This is a genomic window from Flavobacterium sp. A45 (assembly GCF_002001005.1).
In the GTDB taxonomy this organism is placed as follows: domain Bacteria; phylum Bacteroidota; class Bacteroidia; order Flavobacteriales; family Flavobacteriaceae; genus Flavobacterium.
Map to the genome: position 1 here is coordinate 26,365 of NZ_MUNX01000100.1, position 21,194 is coordinate 47,558.

General features: G+C 33.5%; 11 protein-coding genes. 2 read left to right on the top strand and 9 right to left on the bottom strand.

Features of this window, described 5'->3' with window-relative positions:
- Positions 1-180 precede the first annotated feature (180 nt).
- Positions 181-3,054: a triple tyrosine motif-containing protein gene (locus tag B0E44_RS12845; RefSeq protein ID WP_077375752.1), complete on the top strand. Its 2,874-nt coding sequence runs from the start codon at positions 181-183 to the stop codon at positions 3,052-3,054.
- A 347-nt stretch (positions 3,055-3,401) separates the two neighbouring features.
- Here the strand turns inward: B0E44_RS12845 and B0E44_RS12850 are convergent, their stop codons facing one another.
- The 7 genes from B0E44_RS12850 to B0E44_RS12880 form a co-directional block, all read right to left on the bottom strand.
- Positions 3,402-5,669, bottom strand: coding sequence for a glycoside hydrolase family 3 N-terminal domain-containing protein (locus B0E44_RS12850; RefSeq protein ID WP_077375755.1), 2,268 nt, complete (start codon positions 5,667-5,669; stop codon positions 3,402-3,404).
- Between the two features lie 94 nt (positions 5,670-5,763).
- Complete coding sequence (locus B0E44_RS12855) at positions 5,764-7,221, bottom strand: glycoside hydrolase family 30 beta sandwich domain-containing protein (protein ID WP_077375758.1); 1,458 nt, start codon at positions 7,219-7,221, stop codon at positions 5,764-5,766.
- Positions 7,222-7,224: 3 nt separating this feature from the next.
- Positions 7,225-7,440, bottom strand: coding sequence for a hypothetical protein (locus B0E44_RS12860; RefSeq protein WP_077375761.1), 216 nt, complete (start codon positions 7,438-7,440; stop codon positions 7,225-7,227).
- A gap of 127 nt (positions 7,441-7,567) precedes the next feature.
- Positions 7,568-8,632 (bottom strand): family 16 glycosylhydrolase, encoded by a 1,065-nt coding sequence (locus tag B0E44_RS12865; RefSeq protein ID WP_077375764.1) that lies wholly within the window; start codon positions 8,630-8,632, stop codon positions 7,568-7,570.
- 252 nt (positions 8,633-8,884) lie between these two features.
- Positions 8,885-9,676, bottom strand: coding sequence for a hypothetical protein (locus B0E44_RS12870; protein ID WP_077375767.1), 792 nt, complete (start codon positions 9,674-9,676; stop codon positions 8,885-8,887).
- Between the two features lie 29 nt (positions 9,677-9,705).
- Positions 9,706-11,412: a RagB/SusD family nutrient uptake outer membrane protein gene (locus B0E44_RS12875; protein ID WP_077375770.1), complete on the bottom strand. Its 1,707-nt coding sequence runs from the start codon at positions 11,410-11,412 to the stop codon at positions 9,706-9,708.
- Positions 11,413-11,429: 17 nt separating this feature from the next.
- Positions 11,430-14,648, bottom strand: coding sequence for a TonB-dependent receptor (locus tag B0E44_RS12880; RefSeq protein ID WP_077375774.1), 3,219 nt, complete (start codon positions 14,646-14,648; stop codon positions 11,430-11,432).
- A 478-nt stretch (positions 14,649-15,126) separates the two neighbouring features.
- On the opposite strand from B0E44_RS12880, the gene B0E44_RS12885 reads away from it, so the two are divergent.
- Positions 15,127-17,958: a triple tyrosine motif-containing protein gene (locus B0E44_RS12885; RefSeq protein ID WP_254423294.1), complete on the top strand. Its 2,832-nt coding sequence runs from the start codon at positions 15,127-15,129 to the stop codon at positions 17,956-17,958.
- Positions 17,959-18,014: 56 nt separating this feature from the next.
- Here B0E44_RS12885 and murF read toward each other — a convergent pair whose 3' ends face one another.
- Both murF and gldJ read right to left on the bottom strand, forming a co-directional pair.
- A complete protein-coding gene (murF, locus tag B0E44_RS12890) occupies positions 18,015-19,301 on the bottom strand; it encodes a UDP-N-acetylmuramoyl-tripeptide--D-alanyl-D-alanine ligase (protein ID WP_077375780.1) in 1,287 nt (428 codons plus the stop codon).
- A gap of 65 nt (positions 19,302-19,366) precedes the next feature.
- The gene (gene gldJ / locus B0E44_RS12895; protein WP_077375783.1) at positions 19,367-21,067 is read right to left on the bottom strand and encodes a gliding motility lipoprotein GldJ; all 1,701 of its coding nucleotides are present in this window, start codon (positions 21,065-21,067) and stop codon (positions 19,367-19,369) included.
- Positions 21,068-21,194: the final 127 nt, after the last annotated feature.

A 21,194-nucleotide genomic window follows, 5' to 3' on the forward strand; every position in this document is an offset into this window, starting at 1 on the left:
ACTTAAAAAAATATTAATTGAAAAAAATCATTACAATTACTATAAATTAGATACTTTAGCTCAAAATCTACAAAAGAGCCTTAAATTCAGCTCAAATGACCCTTAAAATGCACATTATCACATTAGCCATAATTACATCAAATCATATACAAATTCGAAATAATATAAAAAGAACAATACATGAAATTGACTAGACTTTTTTTGCTGTTTATTTTACTTAACTCACCTTTACTATTTTTTGGGCAGGTAAAAAAAATTGGTCTTCCCCTTATCAAAAATTACAGCAGAACAGATTACAAAGGAGGAACACAAAACTGGAATATTGACCAGGATAAAAACGGAAATATCTATTTTGGAAATAATGACGGTCTTTTACAATTTGACGGATCGAAATGGAATAAATACAAAGCAAAAAACTCAGATGCTATTAAATGTTTAAAAGTAGATGCATCCGGAAAAATATATGTAGGCTGTTATAATGAGTTTGGCTATTTCAAAGCCAATTCAAAAGGAAAACTCGAATACTTTTCTATTTCCAATTCATTAGATAAAAAAACTTTAGGCATAATTGACTTTATCTGGAAAATACACCTTTACAAGGATGAGGTTATTTTTCAGTCATTCGACCATATCTATATATACAAGAACAACAAAGTCAAAATCATAAATGCCCCAAAAAGATTTCAATTCTCTTTTCTAACCAATTCCAGATTGTACTTACAGGATATTTCTTCTGGAATTTTAGAATATAAAAATGGCAAACTGAATTATCTTAAAGGATTAAACACTTTTAACAATTCGGAAATTTGGGGAATGGTTGAATTAGAAAAAAACAAAATCCTAGCTGCTACATTAGACAAAGGGCTTTTTATAATAACAAACAATCAGGCATTGCCATGGAATACCCAAGCCAATACCTTTATAAAAAAGAATGGTTCTCTGGGATGCATCCTTTATAAGAACAAATACGTTGTAATAAACTCGGTTCTTGACGGTATTATCGTTTGTGATCTAAACGGAAATATTATACAGCACATCGACCGAAGCAAAGGGCTTCAAAACAATACGGTTCTTACTTCATTTATAGACAAAAGCAATAATCTTTGGCTGGGATTAGACAATGGAATTGCATATGTAAACGAAAACTCATTTCTTACCTATTTTGGATTTAGCTATAATTTAGGAACCGTTTATTCATCTGTTGTACATAAAGGCAATTTGTATGTAGCGACCAATCAAGGGGTTTTTTATCATCCTTGGGATACCGATTTCAAAGAAGGCTCTTTTAAACTTATTGAAGGAACTACTACCCAAGCATGGAATGTACAGATAATAAATGGAGAATTAATATGTGCCAGCAATAAAGGAGCGCTACTTATACAGAATAGAAAAATGATTAAAAATCTGGATCCAAAAGGATACTTCGGTTTTAAATCAATACCTAATCATCCCAACTTTTTTATAGGGGCAAATTACAATGGCTTTTCTGTTTTTGAAAAGACAAGTACAGGAATGAAATTCAGAAATAAAATAGAAGGCATCGACAAATCATCCAATTCATTTGAAATTGACAAAGATTATTTATGGCTAAAAAAAGACCAATACATATATCAAATCACCCTGAATAATGATTTAAGAAACGCTAACACCATTAAAACCTTTACTCAATTTTCTGAACAAAATCCTGGTACAGGAAGTCTTCAAAAAATAAAGAATATAGTTTTTTTTCAATCTAATAATATTTTCTACACTTATTCTATAACTCAAGGCACATTTACAGAAGATGCTGTAATGACCAATATATTCAAGTCAATTCCAAAAATTAAAAAATTGACAGAAGATACCAATGGTAATCTTTGGTACAATTTTAATGAATCAATGGGAGCACTGATAAAAGAGGGCAATGGCAAATACAAACATGTCATAACTCCATTCTCAAACTTAACCGGGAAATTAGTGGACAATTATATGTCTATAAATACTATTGATTCCCGAAACACTTTTATAGGCTTAACAGATGGTCTGGCACATTATGATGCAGCTGTAGAAAACAAATCTGTATCAAAACCTATTGCTCATATAAGAAGTTTTACATTTCCTGGCGACACCATTCATCTGGGAAATAAGCAAGACAAAAGTGAGAAATATGAACTGCCTTATGCCTCAAATCAAGTCAAATTCACATTTTCGTCCCCTTCATACGAAAATCTTGAAAATATTGAATTTTCCTATCAGCTGGAAGGCTTTGATGAAGATTGGAGTGATTGGTCCAACAACACTATAAAAGAATATACCAATTTAAAAGAGGGAAATTATAAAATGAAAGTAAAAGCACGAAACAGCTTTAGGATTCAATCAGACGAAACTTCTATTGAATTCAGAGTGTTCCCTCCTTGGTACAGACATTCATTAGCCTACTTATTTTACTTACTGATGGCTGCTGGTTTAGTTTACTACACCCGATTTAGCATTAAAATGAAAATCAGAAAAAATAGATATGTTGAAACACTAGAACAGCGAAGGTTATATTTAGAAAAAGAAACTAAAATCAAGCAAGAACAATATGAATTGGAAAAAGAAATTGAAAAACTTGAAAATGAAAAATTACAAATAAAACTACTATCAAAAGATAAAGAATTGGTAAACAACACATTGCAAGTGGTTAAAAAAAATAAAATATTAAACGGAATTATTCAAAGGCTTAGAGATATCAACACGAGCTCATTTGACGAAGCGGCAAAGACTCAATTTACCAAACTGAACAAAAGTATTATTAAGGAAGTCAGTACCGACAAAAGCTGGAAGGATCTTGAAAAACACCTGAAAAATGTCCACTTTGATTTTCTAAAAAAATTAAAGGAAAAACACCCTGCCATTACTCCGAGAGAAATGGATCTTGCGACCTATTTACTAATGAACATGTCCACCAAAGAAATTGCAGAATTCATGAATATATCAACAGGAGGAGTCGATTTGGCCCGATACCGATTAAGAAAAAAACTGGAATTGAATCAGAAAGAAAATTTAATCGGGTACTTCATGAGCATAAAATAGATAAAAAAAGAGGCTGTCTCACTACTTGTGAAACAGCCTCTTAAATTAATGCAGGAATTTAATTTCTTACTGCACTGCCATTTTATCCTGATTTGCAGTACTCCCCCAAAGTGATGGTTTTGAATCATCGTAGTCGGATATTGCAGCATCTTTCCCTTGGCCTCTGGGAGCAGCGTGCAAGTCTAAGATTAAAGATGTTTTATTGGCTTAACACCGTTTTGCTAAATCCAAAGGAGCGAAGACGCAAAGAAATAGGTTCTAAACTTTGCGCCCTTGCAACTTCTCGATAGAAAACAAAACAAAACAAAACTGTCCTAGCGGACCTCACCATAACGATGCTTTTTCAATTATTTCTTCAATAAAAAATCTTTATTAAGATTTGAGACTTGGATTGTAAATGTTCCTTTTTCAGAAATCCATTTTAAATCATTATTCACAAACTGTAAATCTTTTTGTTTTAAAACAAAGCTAACCGTTTTGGTTTCTTTAGGTTCCAAACTGATTTTTTCGAATCTTTTTAATGTTTTAACTTCTGGTGTAATGCTGGCAAAATTATCCGTCAAATACAACAAAACAGTTTCTTTCCCCGCTTTTGCACCTGAATTAGTGACTTCAACAGAAACATTGATTTCATCCGCATCATTGATTTCGGTTTTATCTATTTTCAGATTTGAATAGGTAAAGGTCGTATAAGATAATCCAGTTCCAAACTCAAATTGAGGGTAATAACTTTTTTCATATTTAGCATCATTATTTTGTTCCCCTTCCGAAATGCTCTCGGTGTATTTTCGGTTGTATTTTTCCAATGAATTAGGATATCTAGGATAATTATACGGTAATCTTCCACTTGGATTTACATCTCCGTAAAGAATATCAACCAAAGCTCTCGCTCCTTCATTTCCTGGCAAGTAACATTGAACCACAGCATTCATTTTATCTTCAAAATCACTAATCAATCTTGGTCTTCCTTCATTTAAAACCAAAACAATCGGCTTATTTAATTTGGCTAGAGCCAAAGCCAGTTTTATCTGAGAATCACTCATAAATAAATTACTGATATCACCCGGAGTTTCGGTATAATTTTTTTCTCCCAAACACAAAACAATTTTGGATGCTTGTTTAGCAAGTGCAACCGCCTTCTCTATTTCGGCATCATCTTCTTTTGCGAAGTCAGCGCCTGAAGTATACAGAACATTCTCTTTCCCCAATTTATTTTGAAAAGCCTCTAAAATGGTAAATTTGTCTGCAGCATAAACATCCGAGTTTTCACCTTGCCATGTGTATGACCAACCCCCATTCAAATATTTCATACTGTTTGAAGTTGGACCGGTTACAAGAATTTTTTCACTTTTATTCAATGGCAAAACAGCGTCTTTGTTTTTCAACAATGTAATCGATTCTGCAGCGGTGTTATAAGCTTCCTGAATATGCTCTGGAGAACCAAATTTTGGATAATCTTTGGCATTGGCTACTGAGTTTTCAAACAAATTCAATTCATATTTCATTCTCAAAATTCTAGAAACGGCATCATCAATTCTTGACATTGGCACTTCTCCTTTGTTTACCAGATCCAATAAATCTGTGTAAAAAGAAAAATCCTCAGGAACCATACTCATGTCGATTCCAGCCATAACGGCTATTCGAACAGCATCTCTGTTGGTTTCGGCAACTTTATGTCTGGTGTATAAATAAATAATATCTTTCCAGTCCGTAACTACAACTCCCGAAAATCCCAATTCATTTTTAAGGATATCCGTTAGCAAATGTTTGCTTGCGTGTACCGGAGTCCCATTTATTTCACCCGAACTTACCATTACGCTTTTGGCACCTGCCTTAATTGCTGCTTCGTAAATTGTCAAATCGTATTGTCTCAAAATTCTTTCCGGAATTATACTTGGTGTTCTGTCTTTTCCGGTTGTAGTACTACCGTAACCTAAATAATGCTTCATGCAGGAAGCTACTTGATATTTTGACCCAAAACTATTGTTTTCAAAACCATCAACTAATGCTACTGCCATTCTGGACGACAAATAAGGATCTTCTCCAAAAGATTCCCAGATTCTTGACCAAGCCGGATTTCTAGGAAAATCCAAATCGGGTGAAAAAACCCAAGGAATAGAAGAAGCTCTAGTTTCGTAAGCCGAAATCTCGGCTCCACGTTTTACCAAATTTGGATTAAAGGTAGCGGCCAAGCCAATTTGTTGCGGAAACAAAGTCGCTCCAGCTGTATAGCTTGCTCCATGAATGGCATCTATCCCATACAAAACAGGTATTTTCAGTCTTGTTTTATTCGCCTCATTACTGATGGTAGTCATAACTTCTTTCCACTTTGCAACAGTAGGCGCACCCGGATTTGGTACGTTCAAAATGGAACCAATATGATACGTTTGAATTCCCTCTTTCAATTTTTCGGCATCGATGACTCCTGGATTTCCTTTTTGTTCAAAATTGGTTACCGTTATTTGTGTCATTTGTCCAATTTTTTCTTCTACACTCATTTTCGAGAGTAGTTCTGAAACCTTAACATCAATGTCATCCTTTTTTCGTTTAATTTCTTGACTCCAAGAAGTAAACGATATCACACATACAAATAATAATAGTGTTGTATTTTTCATGTTCAATTTTAATTTTTTATTGCATTAAAATGAAGTTTGAATCGCAATCCATACTTCTTTTGCTGATTAATTAGCTTTTTTGAAATTCATTTTATTAATAAACCACCGTTTGAATTCCGTGGGCAGGAATTGTAATAACCGTTTTAGCGTTGGCAACAATTAAATTATACGTCACGCTATTATCTGTTGAATTCATTACAACGGTCACCATTTTTCCGTTGTTGTTAAGAAACGAAGTGCTCAACAGCACGCTTCTGCTCACAGCCGTACTGACTCTTTTGGCTTTAGGCTCAATGAATTTGGAAAAATGTCCAATGTAATAATACGAAGGTGTGTAAATTAACTCCCCTGTGGTAGTGTCTGCATGAATAGGTGCGAAACAAAAATTTCCAACATGATTAGGCCCTCCAAACTGATCCAATAGAATATTCCAATCCGTCCAAGCAACCGTGCCATTGTTAAAATCATTAATCATAGATGTCCCATATCTTTCAGCATTTGGCCAAAACTGATATTTAGCAGCGTCAAATTTTTCCACACAGCCTTCAGTAAAAATTAATTTTTTATCGGGATAAGCTTCATTAACTTTTTTTACATTTTCAAACATTGGTGCTCCTCCTGCCCATGTTTCGTACCAATGAAATCCCATTCCCCAAACGTATTTTGCCGCTTCAGGATCAGAATAAATAACACTTGCTCTTTGGTTCATTAAGTCTCTATTATGATCCCAAATAATGATTTTCTTATCTCCCAGCCCTTCTTTTTGCATTGTAGGGCCTAGGTAATTCTTCAAGAAATCTCTTTCGGCTTCTGCTGTATATAAACAAGATTCCCAAGTTTGCGTGGCCATTGGTTCATTTTGTGTAGATAAACCCCAAATTGGCATACCTTCTTTTTCATACTCTTTTATAAACTTCGCATAATAGTTTGCCCATACCTGATAAAATTCCGGCAATAATGCACCTCCTTTTAGCATAGTTTTATTGGTTTTCATGAAAGCAGGCGGACTCCAAGGAGTTGCATACATTATCATTTTACCCCCAGCAGTTTTTATTGCCTCTTTTATCATAGGAATACGATATTGCTGGTCATGCTTAATTGAAAACGTTTTTAACTCTTTATCACCCTCCTCAATATAGGTGTAGGATTTACTGCTAAAATCTGAACTATGAATCGTTGTTCTCAATAAAGAATAACCAATCCCTTTTTGTTTATCGTAGTAAGCATCCAAAAGTTCTCTTTGCTTTTCTTTTGATAATTTAGCATACACTTCAGCACTGGCGTCTGTTATGGCTCCTCCAATTCCCATAAAAGTCTGATAGGTTTTTGTGGGTTCCACAAAAATTGATATTTCGGTCTCTATAGGTTGATTTGCTATTGAAAAAACCAACTTTTCCGTAGGACTTATTTTTAATTTTGTATTGGCTGCTGTTGTATATACCGCAACAGATTTGTCTTTTGTGGAAAACAAATTCTCTTGGGTACCTTTTTTTTGTTGCCCAAATGCAAAAATGGTTGCTAATACTAATGTTGTGGTGGTTATTTTTTTCATTATTTATTTGCAGTTAATTTCGATTAAAACAGGGAAATGATCCGATGGATATTTCAAATTTTTAGCATCCGATAGAACAGCATATTTAATAACTGTAATGGAGTTGCCTTTTGATAAAAGAATGCAGTCAATCAAATGTGATGTTGCTTCATTATATTTTAAATTGTTAAACGTTCCGAAGGGACAAAAGGTTTTTCTTTGAAATCGTTCTGGAATCATTTATTTATTTTTTAATTGATTAGCAATGGTCAAACCACTCTGAAAAATTCTTCATTAGAGCTTCTACCAAACTTAAAAAATAGAAGCTGCTAATGAAGACCAAACTACCTAACTTAACCAAAACATTTTAATTATATACTCTAACGTAATCTATTTCAAAAGTTGAAGAAGTAAAATTTGGATCTATATTTCCGCCAAAATTCCCACCAATTGCACAATTTATTATTATAAAGAAATTTTGATTAAATGGTAAATTTGCGGAATTTGAAAAGGTGTAAAACAAATTATTATCAATGTAAAACTTTATGGTGTCTGCTCTCCAATCAACGGAATAAATATGAAATTCTGAAGTAGCATTTGAAATCATTTTAGTTAATCCATCCCCATTTGCACCGGAATGACCAGGATGATGTAAGGTTGCATAAATCTTATTCAATTGATTTCCTACGTGTTCCATAACATCAATTTCTCCACAAGCAGGCCAGCCCACTGTTTTTATATTATCGCCAAGCATCCATAATGCTGGCCATGTTCCCGCTCCTGCAGGCAATTTTGCCCTAAACTCTACTTTACCATATTTAAAAGCAAATTTCCCAGCTGTTAGAAGTCTTGCAGAAGTATAAGTACTCCCCAAATAATTTTCTTTTATTGTATTAATTTTAAGAACACCTCCCTTTACTATAACATTCTCTGGTCGGTTCGTATAGTATTGAGGTTCATTATTACCCCAACCTCCAGCTCCAAGATCATAACCCCATTTTTCACTATTCGGAGCTCCATCAACATCGAATTCATCTGCCCAAATTTGGGCACTCGCAACAAAAATTGTAATAGATTTTGTCGCATTAAAATATTTTACACCATTGAATGCTGAAACTTGCATATCAAAAGTCTTTGTGCCGCTCGCACTATAAGTATGGCTAAATGTTCCCGTTGTAGTTTCTAAAGTTTCTCCATCACCAAATACTATTTTAAAAGATGTAGCACTATTTGAACTAATCTTAAAATTAACAATACCACTTCCATTACCATTTGGCAATTGGGTAGTCGTCCCAACAACTTCTGCATTTATTACCAAATCTGGTTCGGTATTTTTTTTGGGGGGCTCACTGCCGTTCTCACTAGAACTACAACTCAATAAGGCTACGAATAGCAACATTGGCAACGCTAGAATTTTTTTAAATATTTCCATTATTTTGATTTAATTATATGCAGGATATAGGTATAATAAACCCTTACCAATTATGCCATAAAAGACACTTGGTTCAGAAAGTATTGTTTTTTTAATTATCTAAAAACGATTTTTTTAGCGTAGGAAAATAGATAATACATTTAATACTGTATTTAACCTTAGCTATTTGGTTCCAGTAAATTAAAAGTTTATAATTCGAAAAAGGAAGAATCGAATCTCCCCTTTTCGAAAATATAAACCAACTTAACTGTGTTATTCAGGTCTGAATATAAAAGTCCATCCAGTACCGTATGTCTCACTATTGTTTAAATAAAGAACCATTTTGTCTTCTGTTAGAGAAACAATAGAATATACACCATCTTTATTACCAGCAGCAGAGCCCAACATTTTTGCACCATCACTAATAATCAGTCTTTTACCTACCACATCCAAAGTAAATAAACCTTTGGTACCAGTAGACGTTTTAGTCTCATAATGTGTGTAATTTGCATCACCATCTAAATCAAAATGCATTTTACCATTTGCATCACCAGGAGGGCAACATGTACCTCCAGCATTCCACCAAACAGACATAGCTGAATCTGGAGCATTAGGAGGAGACATAAACCACCATAATGAGTCAGGTCCATTTTGATCAAAAATCCATGTTTTACCTGCAACAGCATCTGCCCCTAACAAGGCTGTCCATTCTGCTGGTACAGGATGATCCAACACATCAATGGTTACCGGAACCTTTTTTTCAAACAATTCCGCTCCCAAAGTACCTCTGTATGCAAAATTAAAGGTTCCCTTAACTGGAAATATAATTGTAGCTCTGTCTGTCAAAGCCTTTCCTATCATATAATTCCAATGTCCAGTAATGGCTGGGGTAAGTAATTCAAGCTTAATTTCATTACCGCCTGGTGTAGTATTTGTGGCTTTGAGTTCAACACCATCAACATCGGTGGAATTCGCTAGATGTTGTTCTTCAACAATTGGTTCGCAGGCAGAAAATATAAGCACAAACGAAGCAATAATGAGATATATTATTTTATTAATTTTCATAGTTAAATTTTATTAATGGTTATTCAATTTTACCAACCTGGATTTTGAGTATAAACTCCATTTGCTAATCTCATTTCCGTTTCTGGAATTGGCACCAAACCTTTTGTTTCAGTTCTGTATTTTACACTATAGTTAGCATCCGTACCTGAATTTCTTACCGGGAAAGAATCATTAAATGCAGTATTCACGTCTCCCCAACGAACCAAATCAAACCAATGTAAACCTTCGAATGCAAATTCATGCAAACGCTCTTCTTTTATAGCATCTAATGAATATCCAACTGCTGGCAAACCGGCTCTAGACCTAACAGCATTCAATCCTGTAGCTGATTTAGTGATTTCTGAATGCATTAATAGCACATCTGCAAAACGCATAAAGATAAAATCCTGAGCATGCATTAATTGCATATCGGTATTACTCCAACCATACATTTGGATAAACATACCTACGTTACTACCTCCCGCATTCGGATGCTGTAGTGCTATATATTTCTTATTGAAATATCCTGTTTCATGATCCCCTTTATCAGCTTTGTAACTGTCTGTACCTTGATCTGCTTGTCCCATTTGAAGTATAGACCCCACTTTTCTAGGATCAAGATCCGACCAAGTACTCCATAACTTAGGATTAACAGTACACCATCCCCAACCTTCACCAAAAGGCATCATTGAATTACCACGTATTGCAGAAAACAGACAAAGTCTATTAGTATAGATATTACCATTGCTCCATCCCCAATCTCCAAAAGAGAATCTTTGTACAAACATAGTCTCTAGATTACCTGTTCCAAAAGTTGGCGCTGAGCCATCTTGACCTACCCAAGACAAATTATTTGTTGCTGCCCAAGGCAATACTGTTTTACCTGCACTTTTATTTAGATAAGAATACGGCCATAAATTTCTAAAATCTGAAGCCAAAGCATGTCCACTATTATTGATACAATCATCTAGATAAGAAGCAACATTTGTAGCAGTCAATGCACCACCTTCAACTAATGGTAAATCTGCTGTTGCTTGTTGTTCTATATTGGTCATATATCCTGTATAGAACAAATAAACACGTGCTAAATAAGCCTCAGCAACCCATTTATTGGCATGTCCATAACTTGAAGTTGGAATGCTCGGAAACGGAGTAGCTGGCATAGTTTCAATCGCTAATTTTAAATCGGAAGCAATTTGAGCGAAAGTCTCCGTATAAGTTGATCTTCCAACATTTTTTGGATCATCGATAGAAACAATTAGAGGTACTCCACCAAAAAACTTAGCCAATCTAAAGTAGAAGAATGCTCTCATGAATAAAGCTTCTCCAATCGCTTGCTTTTTAAATTTATCAGCTTCTTCTTTAGTATCAAAATATTTACTAAAATCAGCTTCCTGGGTTTTTTCAATAATTGCATTAGCTCTTGCAATTCCTTTGTATGATTGTCCCCACATATCATAGTAAGTATCCTCAACCGGGTCTTCAAAATTATCAACCCATTTAGCTGATTTGTCATCAGTACCACCACCGCCTAACATCATGTTGTCCATCAAATTGGCTGCGATTTGTTCTTCACTATGAACATTTGTAGTATAGATTGCGTTATAAACACCAGCCATTGCTTCATTTATATCTGTAGGTGTTTTATAAAAGCTTTCCAAACTTTTTCCGTAAAGATTCTCAGAATCTAAGTAATCCTCGCAACTTGAAACAGCAAAAATTGCTGAAATTGCTATAATATATTTTAATTTTTTCATCGTTCTGTGTATTTATATTAAAAATCTGCACTTAATCCAAACATAACTGTTCTTGCTTGAGGATACAGACCAAGATCTATTCCTGAAGCCCAGCTTGCATCATGTCCAAAACGAACTTCTGGATCCATACCGTCATAATCAGTAAATGTATAAAGGTTATTTACAGCAACATATAATTTTAGATTAGACATGAACTTAACATTTGAAAGCACCTCATTAAAATTATATCCCAAAGTTAAGTTATTGACTCTTAAGAAGTCAGCATCATGCATATAAATATCAGAAATGTAATTTGTATTTCTATTCGATGTAGCTGTCAACCTAGGCATTCTATTTGAAGTTCCTTCCCCATGCCAACGATCGAAAACATCTGAAGTATAATTTTGCTTAGGACTGTCAGCGAATGATCTATAAGATTGCATCACTTGCATTCCAAATTTACCAGCCAAAGTTGTGTTTAAATAAACTCCTTTATACTCAACATTTAACTGAATTCCCAATTCAAAATCTGGATTTGGATTTCCTAAATATACTTTGTCTTTCTCATCAATAAGTCCGTCCTTATTTTGATCCACAAAACGAACATCTCCTGGACGTTGGTCATTAAAGTATGGTTTTCCGTCTGGTGTTACATATGCATCCACTTCATTTTGATTTTGCAAAATACCAGCTGTTTGAAAACCATAGAAATATCCTATTGGCTGTCCCACTTGTACTCTTGAAACTTCTGAAGTTCCTTGAGCAAGTACATGGCTTGGACCATGAATTATCCCATCTGAATTTTCAACTTTAGTAACTTCGTTTTTGTTATGAGCACCACTTAGGGTAATTCCATATTTAAAATCACCTGCTTTGTCGTTCCAATTCACAGAATATTCAACCCCTGAATTCTCGATTTCACCTCCATTGATATAAGGAGCTGCTGCTCCAGCTGCTTGTCCGATAGAAGCTAAAACCAACCAGTCTTTCGTAGTTTTTTTATACCAGTCTAAAGTAACTCCCAGTCTTGAATCAAATAGTTTTGCATCAACTCCAATGTTTAACTGCTCTGAAGTCTCCCATGTAATATCAGGATTGGTAACTCTTGCAGGATAAGCAGTTGTACCAGACACTGGTTTTGTATCACCGAAAAAGTATCCCGGAAACACGTAAGCAATTTGTGCAGAATACTGAAACGGATCAACAGATTGATTTCCATTTTGTCCCCAGCTTGCTCTTAATTTCGCAAAATCAAGTATGCCTGAAGTACCTGACATAAAATCTTCTTTTGTAATTACCCAACCAGCAGAAACTGAAGGAAAATAACCCCATCTGTTTTCTGGAGCAAAATTTGAAGATCCATCTGCACGCATAGTAGCAGAAAAAAGGTATTTTTCTTGATAATCATATTGTGCTCTTGCAAAGAAAGATTGAACAGCACCGCCACCAGCAGCCCAATCAGCACCACTAGTAGTGATATCATTTATGGAACTAGGACTTTGTGTGTTATTTAGATAAGCATATTTTGGATCTCCAGGAAATAATAAATTATTTCTCGAACCACTTACACTATTGTTGATTTGATTTCGAATTAATTCAGTTCCTACTACTCCTGTAATTTTATGCTCGCCAAATTTAGTATCATAAGAAAGTGTATTTGTCCAAGTAGTGTTAGCACCAAAGTACTGACTTTGTGAAGCTCCATCTGTAGGATCATTATAAAGCACTCCTAAATGATACGTTGGATTCATAGATCTACTGTGACCAAACCAAGAATCAATTCCATAAGCAGATCTGAATTTTAAATTCAAAATAGGCTCAATTTCTAAAAAGGCATTCCCAATAATTGTATTTCCTTTTCCATAATTATAATTGTGTCTGTAATACATTACCGCCAAAGGATTTGTTTGTCCAGTGTTCAAACCATCTAAAGTTGGGGTATATCCAAACTCATTAATATTTCTGTCAATTGAGTCTTGCCAGTATGCAGGCTGTAATGGATTTTGTACCAATGCATTGTGCAAATCATTCCAATAGATATTACCCGTAGCTACAGCTCTGTTTTGTACATTAGAATAGGTAAAATTTTCTCCAATAGTAACTATGCTGTGGCTTTCATTTTTCTTTAATACCATTTGAGTATTAAGTCTTGCTGTTAGCCTTTTATATCCTGCATCTACAATATTCCCTCCAATAATACCATCTTGGTCAAAATATGATATACCAGCTGAATAAACAACATCATCGCTCGCACCAGTAATGTTCAAAGAGTGACTTACAATAGGTGCATCTTTTTTGGTCATTTCATTTATCCAATTGGTTCCTTGCCATCCATTTTGCAATTGGTTCCAAACATCATCCCCTAGTTGCTCTCCAGCACCAGGATAATTTGTTTCTAACCAGTTGTTGTCGTGAAGTATTGCATTCCAATCGTTTGGAGCCAAACCATCATTTACTCTTCCTTCGTCCATGATATACATATACTCTTGGGCATTTAAGGGATCCAAGTTTTTGTATATGTTTTGAATTCCAAAATAAGTGTCATAGCTTATCTTGGCTGGTCTTCCTTTACGTCCTTTTACAGTTGTTACCAATACAACACCATTTGCCGCTCTAGAACCGTAAATTGCAGCAGAAGCAGCATCCTTCAAAACATCAATAGCTTCTATATCACTTGGATTCAAATAATCGATGTTACCAACAGGTACACCATCCACTATATACAATGGGTTAGAATTACCTATAGTTCCTAGTCCACGAATGGTTACTCTAGTACCTGCACCTGGAGCGCCACTGTTTTTAGTAACATTAACACCGGCAGCAATACCTTGAAGTGATTCCATAGCTGAACCAGTATTCAAATCCGCAAGAGCTTCTCCTTTAAAATTCGAACTAGCCCCTGTAAGTAACCCTTTCTTTTGAGTACCATACCCAATAACAACAACTTCATTTAGATTTTGTGAATCTTGTCTTAACTTGACATTAATTTCATCACTACCAGAAATTGGAGTTTCTACTGTAGCGTAGCCAGTAAAACTGATTACTAAAATTCCATTAGAAGGAGAACTTATTGAAAATTTACCATCAAAATCGGTTGAAGTTGTGACAGTCGTTCCTTTCAATACGATATTCGCTCCTGGAATACCAAGCCCATCTTGATCTGTTACTTTTCCTTTAATCAAAGCATTTTGTGCCTGTAAAGTAATGGAAAACAATAAAGACCAAAAACAAAAAATAAGCACTTTTCTTAATTTCATTTTTAATTTTTTTTTGGTTAATTAATTAGTATTTCGACAAATATAACGTTAATAAATGCATAATTAATATTTTAAAACCACTACAAAAACACATCAAATATAAATTAAAGCCTATAAAAAACACATTAAATTATTTATAAAATGCTGTATTTCAAATATATACAAAATTTATCAATATGTTATAAAAAAGTTAATTAAAATAAATAACACTACAATAGACAAAAACGCTTAATTTAGCTTAAGAAGAGCACATCCTACTTGAAAATTCAAAAATTAGCAGAACAAAAACACATAAAATCTTATATAATTAACAATAAATTACGAAATCATCATTATTCAACAATTTTACACAAACAAATAGCAATAAAGACAGTTAACTCAAACGATAGAGAAACCTCAAATCAAGTACAGATAACCAATATATAGCAATAAATACCTACATATGAAAATTATAAAGATCCAAATCATTATATATTTAATGTCAAATGTTTTATTTGGACAAATAAAACCTGTGGGAATACCCCTTATAAAAAACTTTAAGAAGAATGAATACAAAGGAGGTACCCAAAACTGGTGTATTGACCAAGACAAAAATGGTAATGTCTATTTTGCAAATACAGATGGTCTACTCCAGTTTGACGGTATTACTTGGACCAAACATACTTTACCCATTTCGCAAGATATTCGAAGCGTAAAAATTGACCCTTCAGGAAAAATTTTTGTAGGAGGATATAATGATTTTGGATATTTTAAGCCTAATGCAAAAGGAAAATTAGAATACTATTCTATTGCAAAATTCATAAAGCTAAACAAACCTCAAAGCATAAATCAAACATGGAAGATTCATTTTTATAAAAACGAGGTGATTTTTCAATCATTCAAAACGATATACGTATACAAAAAAAATAAAGTAAGCATATTAAAAACACCGCATGAATTCCAATTTTCTTTCAAAGTAAAAGAGAAACTTTTTTTTCAAAATAAAAAATTGGGTTTAATGGAATACGTTGACGGAAAATTAATTTCATTAAAAGGAACCAAACTTTTAAACAATACCGAAATCTGGGGTATGTTTAGTATGCCGAAGAATAATCTACTCATAGCAACAATTGACAAAGGGTTGTTTTTGTATGACAACAACAAACTAACACAATGGAATACAGAAGCCAATGAATTTGCCAAAAAAAGTAATTGCCTTGGAGGAGTTGAAATTAAAGACAACTATATAGTACTAAATTCCATATTAAACGGTATGGTATTATGTGACAAAAACGGCAGAATAATACAGCACATCAACAAGCAAAATGGAATTCAAAACAACACAATACTAAGCTCCTTTATAGACAGTAATAACAACCTATGGCTCGGGCTAGACAACGGAATAACTTTTATAAACGAAAACTCTTATCTAACCTATTTTGTTTCCAACTATAATCTTGGAACTGTATACTCCTCAATTGTATACAAAGAGAATTTGTATGTAGCTACCAATCAAGGAGTATTTTGCCACCCTTGGAATGCAAATTTCAAAAATGACAATTTCAAATTTATCGAAGGAACCGCATCACAAGCCTGGAATTTGCACATCATAAATGATGAACTAATCTGCGCTAGCAACAAAGGGGCTTTGCTTATAAAAGAAGGAAAAATGATTCGAAATTTAAGTAGAAAAGGATATTTTAGATTAACCCCTATTCCAAATCAGTCAAAATACATAATAGGTGCAAATTATAATGGTTTTGATTTATTCGAAAAAACAACTTCAGGATTGAAATTTAAAAGCAAAATAGAAGGAATTAATGTTTCATCAAGTACATTTGAAATAGACAATAACTATTTATGGGTAAAAAAAGATGAATACTTATATCAAATAACCCTTAATAGCAATTTCAATAAGGCTAAAACAATAAAAACATATTCTGAATTATCAAATCAAGATCCTTTCATTGGAAGTGTTCAAAAAATCAATAATAAAATTTATTTTCAAGCAAATAACAAATTTTATAATTACTCAACAACCAAAAGAAAGTTTATAGAAGATCCTAAAATATCCAACCTCTTTAAGTCTTTACCAGAGATAAAGGAAGTTAAAGAAGATGTTATCGGAAACCTTTGGTATATTTTTGACGAATCATTAGGAGCGTTAATAAAAACGGGAGACAGCAAATACAAACATGTAATTGTGCCTTTCTCTAATTTAACCGGAAATCTAGTAGCTAATTATGTATCCATAACTACTGTTGACTCTAAAAATACATTTTTTGGGTTAATTGATGGACTTGCACATTACGATTCTACTATCGAAAACAAATCCAATTTAAAACCTATTGCACACATAAAAAGTTTTTCTTTTCCAGGAGACACTATACATCTGGGAAATGGGCCAATTAGTGATGATAATTACAAAATACCTTATGCATCAAATCAAGTAAGATTCACATTTTCATCTCCATCCTATGAAAATCTGGAAAACCTTGAATTTTCATACCAGCTGGAAGGTTTTGATGAAAATTGGAGCACATGGTCCAATAGTGCCGTAAAAGAATACACCAATTTAAAAGAGAGTAATTACAAAATGAAAGTAAAAGTTAGAAATAGTTACGGCATTCAATCCGATGAAACTGCTATTGCTTTCAGGGTTTATCCTCCATGGTACAGACACTCTTTGGCCTACTTATTTTACTTATTAATGGCAGCTGCTTTTATCTATTACATTCGATTAAGAATAAAAATAAAAATTAGAAAAAATAAGCACTTTGAGATACTGGAACAACGAAGACTGTATTTGGAAAAAGAAAACAAAATAAGGCAAGAACAATACGAACTGGAAAAAGAAATTGAAAAACTGGAAAAAGAAAAATTACAAACAAAAATACTCACAAAAGACAAAGAGCTAGTAAACAACACCATACAAGTTGCCAAAAAAAACAAAATACTTAATGGAATTATTGAAAAATTGAAAGACATCAATAGCTCTACTTTTGACGAAAAGACGAAAGCTCAATTTACCAAATTAAACAGAAGCATTTCTAAAGAAGTTAACACCGATAAAAGCTGGAAAGATCTTGAAAAGCATCTCAAAAATGTACATTTTGATTTTCTAAAAAAATTAAAAGAAAAACATCCAACAATTTCTCCCCGAGAGATGGATTTGTCAACCTATTTATTGATGAATATGTCTACCAAAGAAATTGCAGAATTCATGAATATATCAACAGGTGGCGTTGAATTGGCTAGATATAGATTGAGAAAAAAACTAGATTTAAACCAAAAAGAAAATTTAATTGGCTACTTAATGAGCATTAAGTAAAACAAAGAAGCTCCCTCAAATAGTTCTGAAGGAGCTTCTTTTAATATTGAAAAAAATTATTTTATAAATTCTAAGGTTCGCTCCAAAGCCATTCCTCTGGATCCTTTGATGAGTATCATATTATTTTCAAATTTTTTATTTTTAATGATCTCTGAAAAAGCATCAAAGCTTTCAAAGAAAAAGAAATTTGATTGATTTGCTTTATTCTGATAAAAATCTTTCCCAATGAAATAACAAGTAATGTCCTTTTGCTTCAAGAGCAAATCAACAACCCCTTTATGTTCCAACAAACTTTCGTTACCCAACTCAAACATATCCCCAAGAAAAACAATTTTATTTTCCTTTTCCAAAAGAATGAAGTTTTCAATAGCTACTTTCATACTGCTGGGATTTGCATTATAAGCATCTAGAATAATTTCATTTGTCCCTTTAGACATTAATTGTGATCTATTATTTTCTGGAATATAACTTTCCAGCGCTTCTTTAATATCGCTTTCCTCAACACCAAAATAAGTTCCTATAGCAATAGCCGCATTAATGTTATTTGCATTATACAACCCAATTAAATGAGTTGAAATTATGTTTTGGGAATACGTTACAGAAACAAAAGGATTGGCTTCTATGCGAGTTATATTTACGTTAGCAGCATCTTTATTCACACCAAAAGAATACAACTGCATCGCCTTAGTTTTTTCAACTTGAATAGGGTCTTCAAGATTCACAAATGCTAATTTATCGTTATTTAAAAGATAATGATACATTTCGCTCTTGCCTTTAATAACCCCTTCAACACCTCCGAACCCTTCCAGATGAGCCTTTCCAAAATTGGTAATATATCCGTAATCAGGTTGCGCAATATCACATAGAAATTCTATCTCTTTTTGATGATTAGCCCCCATTTCAACTATTCCCATTTCGGTATACTCGTCAAACGACAATAGGGTTAAGGGTACACCGATATGATTATTTAAATTACCAATAGTAGCTTTCGTTTTGAACTTTCTTGAAAGCACCACATTAATCAACTCTTTTGTAGTTGTTTTTCCATTACTCCCTGTAAGAGCAATTATGGGTAATTTCAAATGATTCCTATGAAATTTAGCCAATTCCTGCAAAGCAACTAAACTATTTTCAACCAAGACAGTTCTCTCGTCTATATAATACTCTTTATCATCTATTATTACATAGGATGCTCCTTTTTCAAGAGCTTCTTTTGCAAAAGTATTAGCGTCAAAATTTTCTCCTTTTATTGCCACAAAAAAAGAGTTCGTTCCAATTTTACGTGTGTCAATTGAAACCGAATTGCATTTCAAAAACAAACTATGAATGTATTTAATATCCATATAAATATAGTTTAAAAAATAAAAGCCCTAATGAAAGGGCTTTTATTGTATTGTATATAAAAAATTTAATTTCTTGGTGATTTTTTTGTGTTTGATTTAGAACCAACTCTAGACATAGCACATCTGAATCCGATGTAATCTGTTGCCATATCTTGAGGGAAGAATCTTCTTTGTGCTGGATCCAACCAATAAGCTCTGTCTCTCCATGAACCTCCTTTGTAAACACGAACTGCATCATTTATCAAAGTAGTTCTTTTACTAGACTTATCGTATTTTCTTTCCATATTTCCTAAACTGTCAATTTTCACATTGTGCTTAGGAGCATTGTACATATTTTCTTTGTCTGAAGTTTTTGCTTTATCAGCATCTGCTCCACCAAACCTATAATATTTACTAGATTGCTTATCACCATCTCTGTAATTAATATTATCACTTGTGCTGAAATTTTGTCTCAAATATGTTTCATTTTCGTCAACTGGAACTTGAGCAATTTCCCCTGCCAAATTTCTCGGTACTAATTTACCGTTACTCAATGTATCAAAAACAATATTCTTATTAGTGATTACTTCAATTTTTCCGTCTTTACCAATTTTATTTTTGGTATAAACGTTACCTCTAAAATAGTTAAAATCATTAGTCTCAACATCAACAATTGGTCTGTAAACATCGGCAACCCATTCTGATACGTTACCAGCCATGTCATATAATCCAAAATCATTTGCTGGATAACTTTTTACAGCATTTGTTATATCGGCTCCATCATCAGACCAACCTGCAATTCCTCCGTAATCTCCATTACCTTGTTTGAAGTTAGCCAATTGAAATCCTTTGTTTGATCTTTTTCCAGAACGAGTATAACTTCCAGACCAAGGATATTTCTTTTGTCCTTTGTAGATGTTATATTCTCTTTGACCAACATCAGCTGCTGCTGCATATTCCCACTCCGATTCGGTTGGAAGTCTGTATTCTGGCAATAATATTCCAGATGACCTTTGTGCATATACATTTTTCTCTTCAACCACATTGCCGTTTTTGTCTGGTTTTGGACCTTTTTTAGAAGCTCCTTTACCTTTCAAAAGGATTTCCTCATTCCCTCCGTAAGTCAACGTAGGCGCTGCTAAATAAGTTTCAGTATTAAAATTACTCTCAGCTGTAACGTCTAATGACTTAGCATTCTTCTTTAAATATCCGTTTTTTTCCAAAACAGCTTCGTTTACACGATCAGTTCTCCATTTACTAAATTCAACAGCTTGCACCCAATTTACCCCTACAACAGGATAGTTGGCATAAGCAGGATGTCTTAAATAGTTATTTGTCATTGTTTCGTTATAACCCAATCTGTTTCTCCAAACAAGTGTATCAGGTGAAGCACCTTCGTAAATGTTTTTATAGTTTTCTTCTGTTGGAGGATAGACCTTTTTCAACCATTCAAGGTATTCAAGGTACATTAAGTTGGTAACTTCTGTTTCGTCCATATAAAAAGACATAACATGTTGTTGATTTGGAATATTATTCCAATCATGCATTACATCGTCTTGAACCAATCCTCTTGTAAAAGTTCCTCCTTCTACAAATACCAATCCAGGCCCAGTTTCCTGTGTTTTATGTGCTGAACCTTTTGCAAAACCGCCTTTAGAACTGCTTACATTCCAACCTGTACCTCTCGAGGCACTTTCGGATTTAGATTTTTTGCTACAACTAGCTAGTCCTAATACCAATGCCAGGGATAGCATTATCTTTAAGGGGATAGTTTTATTTACTTTCATAGTTTCTAGTAGGTGATTATTAAAATTTAGGTTGCGCAATGTAATAATTAAACATTAAATCACAAAACCCTTTCTTAACTTTAATTTTTTTTGTTTTAACGGATGTAATAAAAACGCAAAATTATAT

What these genes read in the sequence shown, in the direction of transcription:
- B0E44_RS12860 (WP_077375761.1), bottom strand. Translation starts at nt 7,440, where the DNA reads ATGATTCCAGAACGATTTCAAAGAAAAACCTTTTGTCCCTTCGGAACG.
- murF (WP_077375780.1), bottom strand. Translation starts at nt 19,301, where the DNA reads ATGGATATTAAATACATTCATAGTTTGTTTTTGAAATGCAATTCGGTT.
- gldJ (WP_077375783.1), bottom strand. Translation starts at nt 21,067, where the DNA reads ATGAAAGTAAATAAAACTATCCCCTTAAAGATAATGCTATCCCTGGCA.
- B0E44_RS12865 (WP_077375764.1), bottom strand. Translation starts at nt 8,632, where the DNA reads ATGGAAATATTTAAAAAAATTCTAGCGTTGCCAATGTTGCTATTCGTA.
- B0E44_RS12850 (WP_077375755.1), bottom strand. Translation starts at nt 5,669, where the DNA reads ATGAAAAATACAACACTATTATTATTTGTATGTGTGATATCGTTTACT.
- B0E44_RS12870 (WP_077375767.1), bottom strand. Translation starts at nt 9,676, where the DNA reads ATGAAAATTAATAAAATAATATATCTCATTATTGCTTCGTTTGTGCTT.
- B0E44_RS12845 (WP_077375752.1), top strand. Translation starts at nt 181, where the DNA reads ATGAAATTGACTAGACTTTTTTTGCTGTTTATTTTACTTAACTCACCT.
- B0E44_RS12875 (WP_077375770.1), bottom strand. Translation starts at nt 11,412, where the DNA reads ATGAAAAAATTAAAATATATTATAGCAATTTCAGCAATTTTTGCTGTT.
- B0E44_RS12885 (WP_254423294.1), top strand. Translation starts at nt 15,127, where the DNA reads ATGTCAAATGTTTTATTTGGACAAATAAAACCTGTGGGAATACCCCTT.
- B0E44_RS12880 (WP_077375774.1), bottom strand. Translation starts at nt 14,648, where the DNA reads ATGAAATTAAGAAAAGTGCTTATTTTTTGTTTTTGGTCTTTATTGTTT.
- B0E44_RS12855 (WP_077375758.1), bottom strand. Translation starts at nt 7,221, where the DNA reads ATGAAAAAAATAACCACCACAACATTAGTATTAGCAACCATTTTTGCA.